Source organism: Streptomyces naganishii JCM 4654, from assembly GCF_014650575.1.
GTDB lineage: Bacteria > Actinomycetota > Actinomycetes > Streptomycetales > Streptomycetaceae > Streptomyces > Streptomyces naganishii.
In genome coordinates this window covers 455440-472317 of sequence record NZ_BMVF01000005.1, presented here as the reverse complement: position 1 = coordinate 472317, position 16878 = coordinate 455440, and the positions used below count along the sequence as shown (strand labels likewise).

The window sequence follows — 16878 nt, the reverse complement described above, 5'->3', positions numbered from 1 at the left end:
CCTCACCACCCTCCACACCCCCACCTACGGCCCCCAAACCCATGCCTGACACCACCACGGACAGGGACAGCGGGAGCCGGCTGGCGGACCCGGACGTCGAGGCGCGGCTCGCCCGCGTGGACGAGGTGCTGGCGGGGCTGGAGGACGCGCCGGGACCGAGCGTGCGCGCCGCGCTGGAGGCGGTGGGACTGCTCACGGAGGTATACGGTGAGGCGCTGGCCCGGGTGCTCGACCGGGCGGACGACGAGCTGGCCGGGCGGCTGGCGGAGGACGAACTCCTCGGCCATCTGCTGGTGTTGCACGCGATTCACCCCGACTCGGCGGAACACCGGGCGGCGCGTGCGGTGGAGCGGCTGCGGCCCGCCGTGCGCGAGCGCGGGGGCGACCTGGAGTGGGCCGGCGTGGACGGGCAGGTGGCGCGGGTGCGGGTGACCGCCACGGGCGGCGGGTGCGGCTCGGGCTGCGGCAGCGGGTCCGTGGACGTCACCGAGGCGGTCCGTGCGGCGGTGCTCGCCGCCGCGCCGGAACTGGCGTCGGTGGAGGTGCTGTCGAGCCCGGCCGAGCGGCGGGCGGCCCCGGCGTTCGTACCTCTGGAGACGCTGGCGCTCCGGGGTGCGGGCCGTGCGCAGGAGGCACGGTGAGTGCCGTGTGCGATTTCGCGCGGCCGGACGGACGGAGGTAGCCCGTGCACGAGTTGTCGATCGCCGAGGCGATCGTGGAGCACGCGGACAACCTCGCCCGCGCCGACGGCACGAGGGCGGTATCGGCGGTGAGGGTGCGGGTGGGCGAGCTGTCCGGGGTGGTGCCCGACGCGCTGGACTTCGCCTTCGAGGTGGCGCGGGAGGGCACCGCGCTGGCCGGCGCCCGGCTCGTGGTGGAGCAGGTCACCGCGCTGGCGTACTGCGGCCCCTGCGGTGAGGAGTTCGCGGTGGGCATGCCTCCGTTCTTCTGGTGCCCGCGGTGTGACCGCCCCTCCCAGGAGCTGCGCTGCGGCCGGGAGTTGGAGATCACCGGGATCGACGCCGCGGCGGATGCGCCCACCTGACGGGCCGTCGGGCCCAGGTCGGCCCCGGAAGAGCGCGACCCCGCCGGTGCCCGAGCACCGGCGGGGTCGTCGCGTGAGCGCGCGCCACGAACGGTCAGCAGATGCGGGGCAGTTGCTCCCCGAGCGGCAGATCGACCACGCGGGTGCCGCCGAGGGCGGTGGCGACCACGACCATGCCGGGGTGTTCGGCGACGCACTCCCCGATGAGGGCCGCTCCGCCGCCGTGCGGGTGGGCCCGCATCGCGGCCAGGACGGCCTCGGCCTCGGTGGGCGGCACGAAGGCGACCAGGCGGCCCTCGTTGGCGACGTAGAGCGGGTCGAGGCCGAGGAATCCGCAGGCGCTGACGACCGCGTCCGGGACGGGGATCGCGCGCTCGCGCAGCCGTACGCCGGTGCCGGAGGCGCGGGCGATCTCGTTGAGGGAGGCCGCGAGGCCGCCCCGGGTGGGGTCGCGCAGTACGTGGATGTCCGGGGTGACGGCGAGCATGGCGGCGACCAGGTCGGCCAGCGGCGCGGTGTCGCTGGAGATGCCGACGCCGAACTCCAGTCCCTCGCGGACGCTCATCACGGCCACGCCGTGCAGGCCGATGGGGCCGCTGACGATGACGGCGTCACCGGGACGGGCCCGCTGAGGGCGGATGTCCACCCCTTCGGGCACGAGGCCGATGCCGGCGGTGGTGACGTAGACGCCGTCGCCGTGTCCGGCCTCCACCACCTTGGTGTCGCCGGTGGCGACGGTGACGCCGGCCGCCTCGGCCGCGGCGCCCATCGCGCGGGCGACCCGGTCGACGACGCTCAGCTCCACGCCCTCCTCCAGGACGAAGGCGGCGGAGAGGTAGGCCGGCCGGGCGCCGCTCATCGCCAGGTCGTTGACGGTCCCGTTGACCGCGAGGTCACCGAGGCTGCCGCCGGGGAAGAACAGCGGGCGTACGACGTAGGAGTCGGTGGAGAACGCCAGGCGGGCGCCGCCGAGGTGGAGGACGGCGGAGTCGCCCATGGCGGCGAGGGTGGGGTTGCCGTAGGCCGCGGCGAAGACGTCGTGGATCAGCTCGGCGGACAGGGCGCCGCCTCCGCCGTGCCCCATCACCACGACCGGCTGGTCGCGCAAGGGGGCGGGGCAGGTCCAGTTGGCGGGGTCGACGGGCGTCTCGGCCGGCGCGGAAGCGAGTTCAGCCAATGGGGTTCATCTCCTCCTGCGGGATGCGGGAGCCCCGCGCGGGGGCGCCCTGGTCGGCCGTGGCGCCCTGCGGGGCGGAAACCCCTTGCGGCGCCTGGCCGTTCATCCGGCGGTACAGGTAGTAGGCCGCGCAGGCGCCCTCGCTGGAGACCATGGTGGCGCCGAGCGGGTTGCGCGGGGTGCAGGTGGTGCCGAAGGCGGCGCACTCGGTGGGCTTGATCAGGCCCTGGAGGACTTCGCCCGCGCGGCAGACGGCGGGTTCCTCGGTGCGGATGCCGGCGACGTCGAAGCGGTGCTCGGCGTCGTAGTCGCGGTAGGCGTCGGACAGCCGCCAGCCGCTGGCGGGGATGCGCCCGATGCCGCGCCAGGAGCGATCGGCGACCTCGAACACCTCCTCCAGCATGCGCAGGGCGGCCGGGTTGCCGGCCTCGCGCACCGCGCGCGGGTAGGCGTTCTCCACCCGGTGCTCGCCGCGCTCCAGCTGGTGGACGGCGCGGCGGATGCCCTCGAGGATGTCCAGCGGTTCGAAGCCGGTGACCACGATGGGGACGCGGTGCCGTTCGGCCAGTTCGGGGTACTCGGAGGTGCCCATCACGCTGCACACGTGCCCGGCGGCCAGGAAGCCCTGCACGCGACAGGCGGGCGCGGTCATGATGGCCTCGACGGCCGGTGGCACCCGCACGTGGGAGACCAGGAGGCTGAAGTTGTCCAGGCCCAGCCGGCGGGCCTGGTGCACGGCCATGGCGTTGGCGGGCGCGGTGGTCTCGAAGCCGATGGCGAAGAACACCACCTGCCGGCCGGGGTTCTCGCGCGCCAGCCGCAGCGCGTCCAGCGGGGAGTACACCACCCGTACGTCGCCGCCCTCGCCCTTGACCCGGAACAGGTCCCGGTCGGTGCCGGGCACGCGCAGCATGTCCCCGAAGGAGCAGAAGATCACGTCGGGGCGGGCGGCGATGTCCAGTGCCTTGTCGATGACCTCGAGCGGGGTCACGCACACCGGACATCCCGGCCCGTGGATCAACTCCACTTCCTCGGGGAGCAGTTGGTCGATCCCGTGCCGGATGATCGAGTGGGTCTGGCCGCCGCAGACCTCCATCAGCGCCCACGGCCGGGTGACCGTGGCGCGGATCTCGTCCAGCAGCCGCCGGGCCAGCTGGGGGTCGTTGAACTCGTCGATGTACTTCACCGTGTCTCACTCCCGCTCTTGTCGTGCGCGGACCCGGGGCTGAGCGGGGCCGTGTCCCCGGCCTCCCCGGCCTGTTCGGCGGCCTGGCGCCATGCGTCGCCGAACTCCTCCTCCAGCAGCCCCAGTTGCTCGAACAGCTCCAGGGACGCCCGGGCGGACGCCTCGTCCAGCCGCTGCAGGGCGAACCCGACGTGGACGATCACGTACTCCCCCACCCGGAGGTCGGGCAGGTACTCCAGACACGCCTGTTTCTGCACTCCGCCGAAGTCGATCAGCCCGGTGAGGGGGTCGGCGCGGTGGTCGATGGACACGACTTTGCCGGGCACTGCCAAACACATGGGTCACTCCATTGGGTGTTGGACGGCCCGGGAGGGCCGGTTCGGGTCAGCCGGTGGGGGCGTGGCGCGGTGTGTGCGCCGCGACGACGAGCTGGCCGAGGGCCAGGCCGCCGTCGTTCGCCGGTACTTCGCCGTGCCGCAGCACGGTCAGGCCGTCCGCGGCGAGCAGCGCGGCGCACTCCTCCTCCAGCAGGCCGTTGGCGAAGACGCCGCCGCTGAGGACGACGGTGGTCAGCCCGGTCGCCGCGCGGGCCCGCCGGCAGATCTCCGCCACGGCGTGCGCCAGGCCCCGGTGGAAGCGCGCGGCGAGGACGGGCGCGGGGGTGCCGCGCCGCTGGTCGGCCAGGAGCGCGCGCAGCATGGGCGCGGGGTCGCAGTCCAGCGGGCCGGGTCCGCCGGTGAACCCGAAGGGGTACGCCGCCGAGTCCGCGTCCTGTGCCTCGGTGGCGGCCGCCTCCAGTTCGAGGGCGGCCTGGGCCTCGTAGCCCGCGCGGTGGCACACGCCCACGAGGGAGGACACGGCGTCGAAGAGCCGGCCCGCGCTGGAGGTCTGCACGCACGCCAGTCCGCGCTCCAACTGCCGCCGCAATACCGTCAGTTCCTCCGGTGCGCAGGCGGCGACACTGGGCAGGCCGGGGTCCCAGGGCAGGCCGGCGGCCCACAGCCGGGCCAGGGCGAGCCGGCAGGGGTTGGCCACGCCCGCGTCGCCGCCGGGCAGCGGGGCGGGGGTGAGCCGGGCGAAGCGCCGGTGGCCGGTGTAGTCGGCGAGCAGGACCTCGCCGCCCCAGACGGTGCCGTCGTCGCCGTATCCGGTGCCGTCGAAGGCGACGCCGATGACGGGCGTGGTGCCCTCCAGGCCGTGCTCGGCCATGGCGGAGGCGATGTGGGCGTGGTGGTGCTGGACGAGCACCGGCTCGCCAACCGGGAGTCCGGCGGCCCGCTCGCGGGCCCGGCGGGCGCAGTGGTAGCCGGGGTGCCGGTCGGCGGCGACCAGTTCGGGGGTGACGCCGGTCAGGCGCAGCAGGTGCCGTTCGGCGCGCCGGGCGGCTTCGAGGGTGGCGAGGTCGCCCATGTCGCCGATGTGCGGCCCGAACCAGGCCAGGTCGCCCTCGCCGAGGCAGGGCGCGTTCTTCAGGTCGCCGCCCACCGCGAGCGCCGGGCGCACGGGGACGGGCAGGCGCAAGGGGCGGGGCACGTAGCCGCGGGAGCGGCGCAGGAGCTGTTCGGTGCCGTCGGGTCGCACCTTGAGCACGGAGTCGTCGCACGGGCAGGCGATGGGCCGGTCGTGGGTGAGCCAGGCGTCGGCGATTGCGGCGAGCCGGGTCAGCGCCTCGTCGTCGTCGGTGACGATGGGCTCGCCCGAGCGGTTGCCGCTGGTCATCACCAGCACGCGGGGGCCCGGCGGGTCTCCGGGCAGCCCGAGCAGCAGGGTGTGCACGGGGGTGTACGGCAACAGCACGCCGACGTGGGGGCTGCCGGGGCACACCTGGGCGGCGAGGCGCAGGGCGCCGGGCCGGGTGGTGCGGCGCAGCAGCACGATGGGCCGCCGGGGACCGGTGAGCACCGCCTCCTCGCGTGCGGTGGGGTCGGCGATCTGCCGCACCGTGCCGAGGTCGCGGCACATCACCGCGAAGGCCTTGCCGCCGCGCTCCTTGCGCGCGCGCAGCGTGGCCACCGCGCGCGCGTCGGTGGCGTCGCAGGCCAGGTGGTAGCCGCCGACGCCCTTGACGGCGACGACGCCTCCGGCGGCGAGCAGCGCCCGGGCGGCCGCCAGGGCCTCGCCGTCCCTCGCGGGCCGGGTGCCGCTGCCGGGGGCGGGCACCAGGCGCAGGCGCGGGCCGCAGTCGGGGCAGGCCACGGGCTGGGCGTGGAAGCGCCGGTCGGCGGGGTCGGCGTACTCGCGGGCGCAGGCGGGGCAGAGGGGGAAGCCGGCCATGGTGGTGGCCGGACGGTCGTAGGGCATGGCCGTGGCGATGGTGAAGCGGGGGCCGCAGTGGGTGCAGGTGATGAAGGGGTGACGGTGCCTGCGGTCGGCGGGGTCGGCCAGTTCGCGCAGGCAGTCGGCGCAGGTCGCGGTGTCGGGCGGGAGCTGGGTGCGGCCCGTGGAGTGCGCGGAGGGGCGGATGGCGAACGGGTCGGTGGTGCCGGTGGCCGGGAGGTCCTCGTGGCCGATGCCGGTCACGGCGGCCAGGGGCGGCGGCTGCTGGGCGAGGCGGTCGCAGAACCGCAGGACGCCGTCGGGCGGCCCCTCGACCTCGATGAGCACCCCGCTCGCGGTGTTGCTGACGAAGCCGGCCAGCGCCAGGTCGGCGGCCAGGCGGTGCACGTACGGCCGGAAGCCGACGCCCTGGACCGTGCCGTGCACGGTGAGCCGGCGGCGCACCGTGCCGGTGGCGGGCGCGGTCATGAGGCGGGCACGGACGCCGGGTGGGGATGGGTGTGGGTGTGGCCGGCGCCGTCCCCGTGAGCGTCGTCGTGGTCGTGGCTGTGGGGGTGGGGTGCGAGCGGAGGGTGGTGCTGGGGGGCGCCGTCGCGGGCGGCGAGCGCCCGGTCGAGTACGGCGGCGACACCGTCGCCGGTGCGGGCGCAGGACCGTACGATCTCCACCCCGGGGTTGACCCGGCGCACGTTGGCGGTGAAGGCGTCCTCGTCGAAGCCGGCCGGTGCGGCCAGGTCGGTCTTGGTGAGGACGACGAGGTGGGCGGAGCCGAAGGCGGTCGGGTACTTGAGCGGCTTGTCCTCGCCCTCGGTGACCGCCATCAGCACGATCCGCAGGGTTTCGCCGAGGTCGTAGGAGGCCGGACAGACGAGGTTGCCGACGTTCTCCACGAACAGCACCTCGGTGTCCTCCGGCAGCCAGTCCTCCAGGTGGGCGCGCACCTGCCGCGCCTCCAGGTGACAGAGTCCGTCGGTGAGCACCTGCCGCACCGACGCGCCCGACCGGGCCAGGCGCCGGGCGTCGTTCTCGGTGGCGAGGTCGGCGGTGAGCGCGGCCGCCGGTACGCCCGTGGCGACCGCGTGGGCCAGTACCCGGCCGAGGAGTTCGGTCTTGCCGCTGCCGGGGCTGGACAGCAGGTTGACCACCGCCACGCCCTGATCGGCCAGGTCGGCGCGGAGCGCGGCGGCCAGGTCGTCGTTCTTCGCGAGGACGGCCTGCTTGACGTCGACGGACCGGCACATGGCGCTGCTCCTCGGGGTCGGCTGGAAGAGGGGGAAGGCGGACGCGGGTGCGTCACCGATCTTCGGCCGCGCCGGCCTCCAGGTGCGGGAGCGCAGCCGTGAGCGGCGGGGCCGATTCCTCCGGGCGGCCCAACGGGTCGGCGGCCGCGGGGTCGGCGAGCAGTGCGGGGACGATCGTGTGCAGGGACGTGACGGCCCGGGCGACGGCTTCGCGCACCGGGTCGCTGAGCCCGGGCGCGATGTCGTCCTCGCCGCTCGGCAGCCGCTGGGGTTCGCAGGCGAGGACCAGTACGCGGGGCAGCGGCCCGTCGCCGAGGTGGGCGGCCAGGGCCAGCACCTTGGCCGGGTCCATGCCGTGGGCCTCGGGCGGGGCAGCGCCGGCCCCGGGGCCGGGGGGCTCGGCCTCGACCAGGGACAGGGTGCCCGGGCGCAGGCCGCGCCGGCAGGCGTCGACGAGTACGGCGGTGTCGTAGCCGTCGAGCAGTTCGTAGGCGAGGTCGAGGCCGCGGATGCCGAAGTCGCGCACGCGCGCGCCGGCCGGCAGCGGACGGTCCTGCAGTGCGCGGATCACCTCCGGTCCGAAGGCGTCGTCGGCGAGGAAGACGTTCCCGACGCCCGCGACCAGCAGCCGGGTGGGCGGCGGCGTCATCGGACGCCTCCGGCGAGCGGGTCGGGGGCCGGGTCCAGGGGGCGGGCGGAGCCGCTCGGGACCTTGCGGACGAACGCCGAGCGCAGCGCGTGGTAGGGAGCGTCCGGGTCGAAGAAGATGGCCCGCATACGGGCGAGTTCGGCCTCGCGGCAGGCGGCGAGGGGGCGTGCGGCCTCGTCGCGCTCGCGGGCCGCCGCCTTGGCCTCGATGCGCCGGCCGAGGTCGGGGGCGCCGGCGAGTTCGGCGGCGAGGCGGGCCACCTCTGCGGTGAAGTCGGCGGCGGGCACGGGCACCAGACGGTCCACCAGGCCGAGTGAGGCGGCGGTGCCGGCGCTGACGGGGAGGGCCTCGGTGGTCAGCCGCTCGGCGGTGGCCGCGCCCACCCGGCGCGGGAGGCTGTGGGTCCAGAACTCGGAGCCGTACAACCCCATCCTGCGGTAGTGCGGGTTGAGGACGGCGCCGGTGCGGCACCACACCTCGTCGGCGGCGAGCGCCATCATGACGCCGCCCGCGGCCGCGTTGCCGCCGAGCGCGGCGACGACCAGCCGGTCGGTGGTGCGCAGCACGGCCTCGACGACGTCGTCGATGGCGTTGAGGTTGGTCCACGACTCGGCGGCCGGGTCGGGGGCGGCCTCGATGACGTTCAGGTGGATGCCGTTGGAGAAGAAGTCGCGGGCGCCGCCGAGGACCAGGACCGAGGTGGGGCGGGTGAGCGCGTACCGGTAGGCGGCGAGCAGTCTGCGGCACTGGCCGGTGCTCATCGCGCCGCCGGGGAAGGAGAAGGTCAGGAAGCCGGCGTCGCCCTGCTGCCGGTAGCGGATGTCGCTGAACGTCCTTCTGCCGGGCGGGAGTTCCAGGGGGACGGGCGATTCGGGGAGGCCGAGCGGGCCGAGCACGGAGGTGGCCGGGCGCTTGAACGGCGCGGGGTCGCCGGAGTTCTTGCGCGGTCTGAGTTCGGGGATCCACACCGCGCCGTCGCGGGTGGCCCGGCACACGGCCTGGGCCCGGGTGGCGAGCAGTTCGCCGGGGCGTCCGCGCAGTTCGTCCTCCGGGTGGCCGCCGTGCAGGAAGACCTCCCGGCCGAGCAGTTCGTCGAGCACGCCGGGCTGGGAGTCGGCGCCGCGCAGTTTGCGCAGCACGGTCTCGGTGTCGTCCCGGTCCCAGTCGATGCGCCGCCGCTGCTGGCGCAGGGGGTCGCGCCAGACGACGTGGAGGGAGGAGTCGCTCTGCGGGCGCGGCTTGAACGCGCCGTCCGCGTACCGGCGCACCGCCTGGAGCACGGCGGCGAGGGCGGCGTCGGAGGCCTCGTTGCGGTAGAGGTCGCTCTTGCCCACGGGCGCGGTGGGGAACGCGGCGGACGCCCAGATGTCGCCGGCGTCCATGGCGGCCTCGGCCTGGAGCACCGTGACGCCCCAGTGGCCGGCCTGCTCGGCGATGGCCCAGTCCAGGGACGAGGGGCCGCGGTCCCCCGGAGGGCCGGGGTGCACGATGAGGCAGGTGTGCTCGCGCCAGATGTCCTCCGGCAGGGCCGTCTTGAGCATCGGGGCGATGATCAGCTCGGGGCGCGTCCCGGCGACGGCGGCGCGGACGGCGTCGGGGCCGTGGGCGGCGAGGACGACGTCCACCCGGTGACCGTGGTCGGACAGTTCGGCGTAGACACGTTGGGACAGGCTGTTGAACGCGCTGACGACGAGCAGAATGTCCATGACGCGGCATAGTGGCCGCTCCCGCGGGAGCCGGGAAGGACCCCGGCGGCGTTTCGCCACACTCGGTCAGGTCTCTTCCTCCATCCGGATCGAATCGCGCAAATCCTGGAAGGCCTGGCCCGGCCTGTCCTTGTTCATCTCCAGCAGCGCCATGGCGATGGCGTCGAGTTTGCGTTGGATGGCGTGCTCGGCGCGCATCTCGGAGTTCTTCAGCAGGGCGAGCAGGAGCAGGGTCACGGCGGTCATGGACTCGCCGGCGAGCAGCAGCAACTCCACGTCCAGGTGGGCCGCGTGGACGGCGACGAAGAAGCCGACGAGGACCAGGCAGATCAGGAAGAACAGCGGTGAGCTGGTGAAGTTGGAGGCGTACTCGGCCAGCTGTTCGAAGCGGCCGCGCTGGGGGCCGCCGCGCTGGGCGGGACTCTTGAGGGTCATGGGCGAGGCCTACCCGATTCGTCCGCCCCGCGAGCCGATTCGTTGCGCCACCCGGCGCGTCGCCTCGCTACGTTCCGCTTATATGATGTAACAGTCTGCACATGATCTGGCAACAGAGCAACGACAGCGCCCCGGGCCCTCACCCCCGCCGCAGTGAGGCTGTGCGCGGGGTCCTGCTGGCCGCGGCGACCACCGCCGCACTGGCCTGCGCACCGGCGGCGACCGCCCTCCCCTCGGGCGGATACGGCACCGACTGGGACACCATCGCCGCCTGCGAGTCCGGCGGCAACTGGAAGGCCAACACCGGCAACGGTTACTACGGGGGGCTCCAGTTCGCCCAGGCCAGCTGGATCGCGGCGGGCGGACTGAAGTACGCCCCCCGCGCCGACCTCGCCAGCCGCGCGGAGCAGATCGCGGTGGCCAGACGGCTGGCCACGCTCCAGGGAATGTCGGCCTGGGGCTGCGCCTGAAAGGGCGGCACCCGAGGCGGACGGCCTGACGCCGCCGGGAGGTGGGCGGCTACGTCCGCCCCGGTCCGTCCGGCCGGCGGACCTGCGGCCCGTCCGGTCGTGCGACTTGCGGGCCGTCCGGACGCGCGACTTGCGGGCCGTCCGGACGGCGGACATCCGGCCCATCCGGTGGGTGGCAGGTCCGCGGTCCGTCCGGTCGGTCGCCGGTCCGCGGCCCATCCGGTCCGTCGCCGGCCCCCGGTCCGTCCGGTCCGTCACCGGTCTGCGGCCCATCCGATCGGTCGTCGGCCCGCGGTCCGTCCGGTCCGTCGCCGGCCTCCGGTCCGTCCGGTGGGCCGGGGCGGCGGGTTGCGCGGGCTGCGGTCTCGGCTCGCGCGGCGCGCTCCATGAGGAGGGCCCGACGCCTCGGATACCAGGTGAGGTCCAGCAGGCAGAGGGCGAACAGGATCCAGGACGCGGTCGTCTCCCCGGCCGACCCGGTCAGGGTGTCGCTCACCGCGAGGGCCGCCGACAGGACGCAGATCGCCACGACCACCCACCGGTGGAGCCGGTCCTGCGCGCAGACCCGGCGCAGTCCCTCGGCGTAGCCGAGGACGGCGGGCGCCAGGCGAGGGTCGCCGACCGGCTCGCCGCGCCGGGTGGCGCGCACCACCGCCGCCCGGTCGTCCGGGGCGAGTTCCCGGGCGCCGGGCCAGGCGCGGCCCAGGCGGCGGGCGGTCCTGATGCCGTACAGGGGCGTGAGCACCACGACGACCGCGGCCGCGGCCACCCACGACGCCGACTCGATCAGTACGAAGGCGGCGAAGAAGACACCGGCGGCGAGGCCGGCGCCCAGGGCCCTGCGAACGGGTCCCGCCTGCCACACCACGCCCGGAACGAGAGCCACGCGTCCATGCTGACAGCAGCGGTTCAGGTCAGCACGGCGAGCGCCCCCGGCAGCACCCGGGCCTTGACGGGGAGTACGGCGTCCACCTCGCCGTCGGCGCCGTAGGGAACCGCGCGGTCGGCCTCGACCGTGATCTCCCTGCCCCGCAGCACGCGCACCTCGGGACGGGCCACGTGGGCGCCCGTCTTCAGCTCGTTCATCATGGTGAAGAAGAGCCTGCGCGGCGCCTCGGGGATCACCACCACGTCGAGCAGGCCGTCGTCGAGGCGGGCGCCGGGGGCGATCATGCGGCCGGAGCCGTAGTACGCCGAGTTGGCGGCCACGACCGTGTAGCCGCGGTGGGTGTGCTTCTCTCCGTCGACGGTGACGTGGAAGGTGGCCGCGCGCCACGTGGCCACGGCGCGCAGCCCGCCCGCGTAGTAGGAGGCGGAGCCGCGCAGCAGCCGCGACCGGTTGGCGTGCCGGTTGGCGAGCGCGTCGACGCCCGCGTAGACGCTGCCGAGGACCACCGTGCGCGGGTGGACGGCCGATTCCACCTCGATGGTGTCGACCATGCGCGGGGCGTGGTCGAGCAGCACGCGGGCCAGCGCGGCCGGTTCGGTGGGCAGGCCGAGGGCGCGGGCGAAGTCGTTGCCCCGCCCGGCCGGGACCAGGCCGAGCAGCGTGCCGGTGCCGCTGAGCGCGCCGCCGATGCCCCCGGCGATGCCGTCGCCGCCCACCGCGAGCACGACCCGGCCGTCCTCGCCGGCCCGCCGGGCGAGTTCCTGGGCGTGGGCGAGGCTGCGGCTGTACTCGGTGTCCAGCCGGGCGCCCGCCTCCCGCAGCAGCCGCGCCACCCGCAGCAGGGCCGCGGCGCCCGCGGAGCCGCCCGCGGTGGGGTTGACGATCGCGGTGAACTGTCGCATCGGTGGGCCTCCGGGCGGGGCGGGTAGGGGTGAGGGCGACGGCGGGACGGCGAAGGTGCGGGGTGGGCGCGGCCCGACGGCAGGACGCCCGCCCCAGCGAGAGGATGCGGTCCCCTGCGAGAGGGCGTGGCCCCAGGGAGAGGACGCGGCCACGATGGTAGGGCGCGGCCCCGGCGGCGGTGAGCGCGCCGCCGGGTGCCGGTCCTCCGTGGGGGCGTGCGCGGGTTCAGTCGGACGGCAGCAGTACGCCGGGGTTGAGCAGTCCGGCCGGGTCGAGCCGGCGCTTGACCGCGCGCAGGGCCTCGACGCCGAGCGGGCCGGCCTCCCGTACGTACCAGTCGCGGTGGTCGGTGCCCACGCCGTGATGGTGGCTGATGGTGCCGCCCGCGGCGAGGATGGCCTCGCCGGCGGCCCGCTTGACGGGCGCCCAGTGCGCGACCGGGTCCTCGCCCTGGGCCGAGACCACGGTGAAGTACAGCGAGGCGCCGTTCTCGTAGACGTGGGAGATGTGGCACATCACCAGCGGCGGGGTGCCGGCCTCGGTGAGCGTGGTGGTGAGCGCCTCGCGGACGGCGGCGTACAGCTCGGGCACGCGCGACCAGAAGGCGGCGGTCTCCAGGGTCTCGGCGAAGGCGCCCGCGTCGAGGAGCGCGTCGCGCAGGTACGGCGCCGAGTAACGGCCGTGGGCCCAGCGCTCGCCGGGCTCCTCGCCGACGTACGTGCCGCCGCACTCGCGCAGGACGGCCGCGGCCAGCTCCCGGCGGTGGGCCACGTCCTCGGCGGTGCCCTCGTATCCGGCGATCGCCTGGCAGCCCGCGCTCTCCGGGGCGTCCGGCGCGCCGATGGCGTCGGGCTGGGCGAGGCCGATCAGGGTCTCGGTCTCGTCGGACAGGCGCAGCACGGTAGGGCGCGGGCCGTCCTGGGCCAGCCGGCGCAGGGCCGCGGTGCCCTCCTCGAAGGAGGCGAACCGCCAGCCCTCGTAGACCCGCGTCCGCGGCAGGGGGCGCAGCCGGACGGTCACCGAGGTGATGACGCCGAAGGCGCCCTCCGAGCCGAGGACCAGCTGGCGCAGGTCGGGTCCGGCCGCCGAGCGCGGGGCGCGGCCGGCCTCCAGGGTGCCCTCGGGTGTGGCGAGGGTGAAGCCGAGGACCATCTCGTCGAACCGCCCGTACCCCGCGGACGCCTGCCCGGAGGAGCGGGCGGCGGCGAAGCCTCCGATGGTGGCCCACTCGTAGGACTGGGGGAAGTGGCCGAGGGTGAAGCCGTGTTCGGCCAGCAGGGCCTCGGCGTGCGGGGCGCGCAGGCCGGGCTGGAGGGTGGCGGTGCGCGAGACGGGGTCGAGGGCGAGCAGGCCGTCCATGCGGCGCAGGTCGAGCGCGACGAACGGGCGGCGCCGCTCGGGGGCGAGGCCGCCGACGACGGAGGTGCCGCCGCCGAAGGGGACGAGCGCGAGGCCGTGGGCCGCGCAGGCGCGCAGGACGGCGAGCACGTCGTCGTGGCTCGCGGGCAGGACCACGGCCGCGGGTACGTCGGTGACGTCGCCGCCGCGGATGCGCAGGAGGTCGGGGGTGGACTTGCCGCGGGTGTGCCGGATCCGGGTCTCGGCGTCGGTCCGTACGTGCGCCTCGTCGCCCACGGCGCCGGCCAGCGCGGCGAGCGCCTCGCCGGTCAGCGGGGACTCGGGTACGGGGATCTCGTCCAGCGTCACCGGTGCGGTCGCCGCGGGCTTGACGCCGAGCAGGTCGCGCAGCAGTCCGATCACCGTCTCGGGCAGCGGTGTGGCCTGCGCCGGGTCGCCCCAGCCGCTCCACAGCATGTCCATGGGTGTGTTCCTCACCGGTCGTGTTCCGAAGGGTGCCGTGTCCCGCTCGGGCCGTCGTCCCGCGGCGGCCGTTTCCGGGGAGGGCCGTGTGCGCCGCCCCACCGGCCGTTACACTGTTACACATGGCGCCTATTCGTCACAACACCTCGGCCGACCCGGACGTCCCGGACCGCAGCCCGGTGCACGACCCCATCCTCGACGCGGTCCGCGACTGCGTCCTGGCCGTGGGCGTGCGCCGCACGACCCTCACGGACGTGGCCCGGCGCGCGGGCGTGTCCCGGATGACGCTCTACCGGCGCTGGCCCGACGTACGGTCCCTGGTCGGCGATCTGATGACCCGGGAGTGGGTCGGGGTGGCCACCGCCGCGATGCCGGAGCGGGTGCCGGGCACGCCCCTGCGGCCGCTGATCGTCGACGGCCTCGTGGCCGGGGTGGCCGCCTTCCGCGCCCATCCGCTCTTCCGCAAGATCGTCGACGTGGACCCCGAGCTGCTCCTCCCCTACGTACTGGACCGGCGCGGGGCCAGCCAGGAGGCGCTGCTCGCGCTGCTCGAAGAGGCGCTGCGCGAGGGGCACGCCGACGGATCGGTGCGCGCCGGGCACCCCGCGCGGCAGGCGCGGTCGCTGCTGCTGGTCGTGCAGTCCTTCACGCTCTCGCTGCGCACCATGACCGACTCGGACGACCCCGAGCTGGACGACGAGGCCTTCCTCGCCGAACTGCGCACCCTTCTGGAGAGGACCCTGACGCCATGAACCCCGGCAGCCGCAACGCCACCGGAGGGGACCCGGTCCCCTTCTCCTCGCTGGACGCCGCGCGGCGCACGCGCGAGCTGGCCCGCACCGTCGGCGCCCCGGCCGTGGACGTCCTGGTCGTCGGGCTCGGCGCGACCGGCGCCGGCGTCGCCCTCGACGCCGCCGCGCGCGGGCTGAGCGTCGCCGCCGTCGACGCCCACGACCTGGCCTTCGGCACCTCCCGCTGGAGCTCCAAGCTCATCCACGGCGGCCTGCGCTACCTCGCCTCCGGGCAGCTCGACGTCGCCCACGAGAGCGCGGTCGAGCGCGGGATCCTGATGGAGCGCACGGCTGTGCACCTGGTCGGCGCCCAGCCGTTCGTCCTGCCCCTGACGCCGCTGGTCTCCCGCGCCCAGGCCGCGCTCGCCTGGGCGGGGTTCCGCGCGGGCGACGGGCTGCGCCTGGCGGCACGCACCGCGCGGGCCACGCTGCCCGCGCCGCGCCGACTGTCCGCCGTGGAGACCCGGCACCTGGTGCCGGGCCTGCGCGGCACCGCACTGCGCGGGGGGCTGCTGTCCTGGGACGGCCGCCTCACCGACGACGCCCGCCTGGTCACCGCCGTCGCCCGCACCGCGGCCGCGCACGGCGCGCGGATCCTCACCCGCGTACGGGCCCTGGAACTGACCGCCTCCGGCGCCCGCGTCCGTGACGAACTGACGGGCGAGGAGGGCGAGATCAGGGCGCGCGCGGTGATCAACGCCTCCGGGGTGTGGGCGGGCGGCCTGGTCGAGGGCATCCGCATCCGGCCCTCCCGCGGCACCCATCTCGTCCTGCGGGCCGACCACCTCGGCGACCTGCCCACCGGGCTGCACATCCCGGTCCCCGGCGAGAGCAACCGCTTCGTCCTCGTCCTGCCGCAGGGCGACGGCCGGGTCTACGTCGGGCTCACCGACGAGCCCGTCGAGGGGAAGATCCCCGACGTGCCCGAGGTGCCCGAGAGCGACATCGGCTTCCTGCTGGACGTGCTGGGCTCCGCGCTGGACGTGCCGGTGCACCGCGACGACGTGGTGGGCGCGTTCGCGGGCCTGCGCCCGCTGCTGGACACCGGTCCGGGGGACGGTTCCGGGCCGCGTACCGCCGACATCTCGCGGCGGCACGCGGTGCTCACCTCCGCGCAGGGCGTGATCACGGTGGTCGGCGGCAAGCTCACCACCTACCGGCGGATGGCCGAGGACGCGGTCGACGCCGCGGTCGCCGCGCACCGCCTGGCCGCGGGGCCTTCCACCACGGCTTCCCTGCCCCTGGTCGGGGCCGCGTCGCCGGACGTCCTCGCGTCGCTGCCGGCGCCGCGCCGCCTGATCCGCCGCTACGGCACCGAGGCGCCGGCCGTCCACGCCCTGGGCGTCCGGGACCCGTGGCTGGGTGAGCCGGTGATCGAGGGCCACCCTGTCACACGGGCCGAACTCCTGTGGGCCGTACGCCACGAGGGCGCCCTCGACGAGTCCGACCTCCTCGACCGCCGCACCCGCATCGGCGTGGTCCCGGCCGACCGCGGGGCTGCCCTCCGCACGGCCCGGGAGGTGCTGGGCGCAGCTCTCGACCCCCGGTGACCGTGAGGGGATCAGGCGGCGAGGGCGGAGCCCTGGTCCAGGTGGGTCACAAGGGCCGCGTGGTGGAGGCCTGCCACGGGGGCCAGGAGGTCGGGGTGGCGCAGCAGGGCCGCCGCGCTGCGGTCACGGTCGTCGGGCGCCGTCAGGCGGCGGAACTCGACCGGGACGCCGGCCGTGTGGGCGCCCTCCGCGATCGCGGCGACGGCCCGCCCGGCCAGTTCCGGGTCGGTGAGCAGGCAGGCCGCCCAGCTCGCCACGACCTCGTCCACCCAGGTGCGCCAGGCGTACGTGTCCGGGTCGCCGGCCCCGGCGCCGTCCGCGCCGGCGATCCAGTCGAGCCGGGCCGAGCCGCCGGGGCCCGCCATGCCGACCAGGGCGGCGTCCATGGACGTCGGATAGCGCAGCCAGGCCGCCACCGTCACCGCCTGGCGCGCCTGCACCTCGCACAGGGCGGCGTCCAGCGCGCCGCCGGAGGCGGGGTACGCGCCGGTCAGCCAGTGGGTGGTCGCCGCGATGAGGGGGGAGAGGTCTTCGAGCACTGCCGGGGCCGTTCGCGCTGTTCACGGGTAAGGACGTGGAACATAAACAGAGGACGAGAAGGATTCGTGAAACGGTAGCCCCCGGCCCCGGGGGAAAAATATGGCCCAGGCCTCCTCCAGGGCGTGGGCTTGGCCACATCCCGCACGCCGGTGGACGGCGGCGGTGCCCTTCGGAGGAGACCCGGGCCTCGGTGTACGC

At 75.5% G+C, this 16878-nt stretch carries 17 protein-coding genes; 5 read left to right on the top strand and 12 right to left on the bottom strand.

Annotation, left to right across the window (positions count from 1 at the left end; genetic code table 11):
* The first annotated feature begins 41 nt into the window (after positions 1-41).
* Together IE217_RS12395 and hypA are read left to right on the top strand one after the other, a co-directional pair.
* The gene (locus IE217_RS12395) at positions 42-641 is read left to right on the top strand and encodes a NifU-related iron-sulfur-binding protein (protein WP_190177839.1); all 600 of its coding nucleotides are present in this window, start codon (positions 42-44) and stop codon (positions 639-641) included.
* A gap of 44 nt (positions 642-685) precedes the next feature.
* A complete protein-coding gene (hypA, locus tag IE217_RS12390) occupies positions 686-1045 on the top strand; it encodes a hydrogenase maturation nickel metallochaperone HypA (protein ID WP_190177838.1) in 360 nt (119 codons plus the stop codon).
* A gap of 94 nt (positions 1046-1139) precedes the next feature.
* Here hypA and hypE read toward each other — a convergent pair whose 3' ends face one another.
* The 8 genes from hypE to IE217_RS12350 form a co-directional block, all read right to left on the bottom strand.
* Positions 1140-2222 carry a hydrogenase expression/formation protein HypE gene (hypE, locus tag IE217_RS12385; RefSeq protein ID WP_308432718.1) on the bottom strand — a complete coding sequence of 361 codons (1083 nt, stop codon included), beginning with the start codon at positions 2220-2222 and terminating at the stop codon, positions 1140-1142.
* On the bottom strand, positions 2215-3408 hold the full coding sequence (gene hypD / locus IE217_RS12380; protein WP_190177837.1) for a hydrogenase formation protein HypD: 1194 nt from the start codon (positions 3406-3408) through the stop codon (positions 2215-2217). The genes hypE and hypD overlap by 8 nt, the downstream gene beginning before the upstream one ends.
* Positions 3405-3746 (bottom strand): HypC/HybG/HupF family hydrogenase formation chaperone, encoded by a 342-nt coding sequence (locus tag IE217_RS12375; RefSeq protein ID WP_190177836.1) that lies wholly within the window; start codon positions 3744-3746, stop codon positions 3405-3407. Before IE217_RS12375 ends, hypD begins: the two co-directional genes overlap by 4 nt.
* 46 nt (positions 3747-3792) lie before the next feature.
* A complete protein-coding gene (gene hypF / locus IE217_RS12370) occupies positions 3793-6153 on the bottom strand; it encodes a carbamoyltransferase HypF (RefSeq protein WP_190177835.1) in 2361 nt (786 codons plus the stop codon).
* Positions 6150-6926, bottom strand: coding sequence for a hydrogenase nickel incorporation protein HypB (hypB, locus tag IE217_RS12365; protein ID WP_190177834.1), 777 nt, complete (start codon positions 6924-6926; stop codon positions 6150-6152). Before hypB ends, hypF begins: the two co-directional genes overlap by 4 nt.
* Positions 6927-6978: 52 nt before the next feature.
* A complete protein-coding gene (locus tag IE217_RS12360; protein ID WP_190177833.1) occupies positions 6979-7575 on the bottom strand; it encodes a hydrogenase maturation protease in 597 nt (198 codons plus the stop codon).
* A complete protein-coding gene (locus IE217_RS12355) occupies positions 7572-9281 on the bottom strand; it encodes an enoyl-CoA hydratase-related protein (protein ID WP_190177832.1) in 1710 nt (569 codons plus the stop codon). The genes IE217_RS12360 and IE217_RS12355 overlap by 4 nt, the downstream gene beginning before the upstream one ends.
* A 66-nt stretch (positions 9282-9347) precedes the next feature.
* Positions 9348-9716 carry a hypothetical protein gene (locus IE217_RS12350; RefSeq protein WP_190177831.1) on the bottom strand — a complete coding sequence of 123 codons (369 nt, stop codon included), beginning with the start codon at positions 9714-9716 and terminating at the stop codon, positions 9348-9350.
* A 101-nt stretch (positions 9717-9817) separates the two neighbouring features.
* Here IE217_RS12350 and IE217_RS12345 point away from each other — a divergent pair, with 101 nt between their 5' ends.
* Positions 9818-10186, top strand: a complete 369-nt coding sequence (locus IE217_RS12345) for a transglycosylase family protein (RefSeq protein ID WP_190177830.1) — start codon at positions 9818-9820, stop codon at positions 10184-10186.
* A gap of 49 nt (positions 10187-10235) precedes the next feature.
* On the opposite strand, the gene IE217_RS12340 is transcribed toward IE217_RS12345, so the two are convergent.
* From IE217_RS12340 to IE217_RS12330, 3 genes are all read right to left on the bottom strand, one after another.
* Positions 10236-11072 (bottom strand): hypothetical protein, encoded by an 837-nt coding sequence (locus IE217_RS12340; protein WP_190177829.1) that lies wholly within the window; start codon positions 11070-11072, stop codon positions 10236-10238.
* 23 nt (positions 11073-11095) lie between these two features.
* Entirely contained in the window at positions 11096-11977 is an 882-nt protein-coding gene (locus IE217_RS12335; RefSeq protein WP_190177828.1) for a YegS/Rv2252/BmrU family lipid kinase, read from the bottom strand.
* Positions 11978-12203: 226 nt separating this feature from the next.
* On the bottom strand, positions 12204-13799 hold the full coding sequence (locus tag IE217_RS12330) for an FAD-binding oxidoreductase (protein ID WP_190177827.1): 1596 nt from the start codon (positions 13797-13799) through the stop codon (positions 12204-12206).
* A 122-nt stretch (positions 13800-13921) separates the two neighbouring features.
* Between IE217_RS12330 and IE217_RS12325 the strand changes: the two genes are divergently transcribed.
* Both IE217_RS12325 and IE217_RS12320 read left to right on the top strand, forming a co-directional pair.
* Complete coding sequence (locus IE217_RS12325) at positions 13922-14551, top strand: TetR/AcrR family transcriptional regulator (protein WP_190177826.1); 630 nt, start codon at positions 13922-13924, stop codon at positions 14549-14551.
* Positions 14548-16140, top strand: a complete 1593-nt coding sequence (locus IE217_RS12320) for a glycerol-3-phosphate dehydrogenase/oxidase (RefSeq protein ID WP_190177825.1) — start codon at positions 14548-14550, stop codon at positions 16138-16140. Before IE217_RS12325 ends, IE217_RS12320 begins: the two co-directional genes overlap by 4 nt.
* An 11-nt stretch (positions 16141-16151) precedes the next feature.
* Here the strand turns inward: IE217_RS12320 and IE217_RS12315 are convergent, their stop codons facing one another.
* Positions 16152-16679, bottom strand: coding sequence for a hypothetical protein (locus tag IE217_RS12315; protein WP_190177824.1), 528 nt, complete (start codon positions 16677-16679; stop codon positions 16152-16154).
* Between the last annotated feature and the right edge of the window lie 199 nt (positions 16680-16878).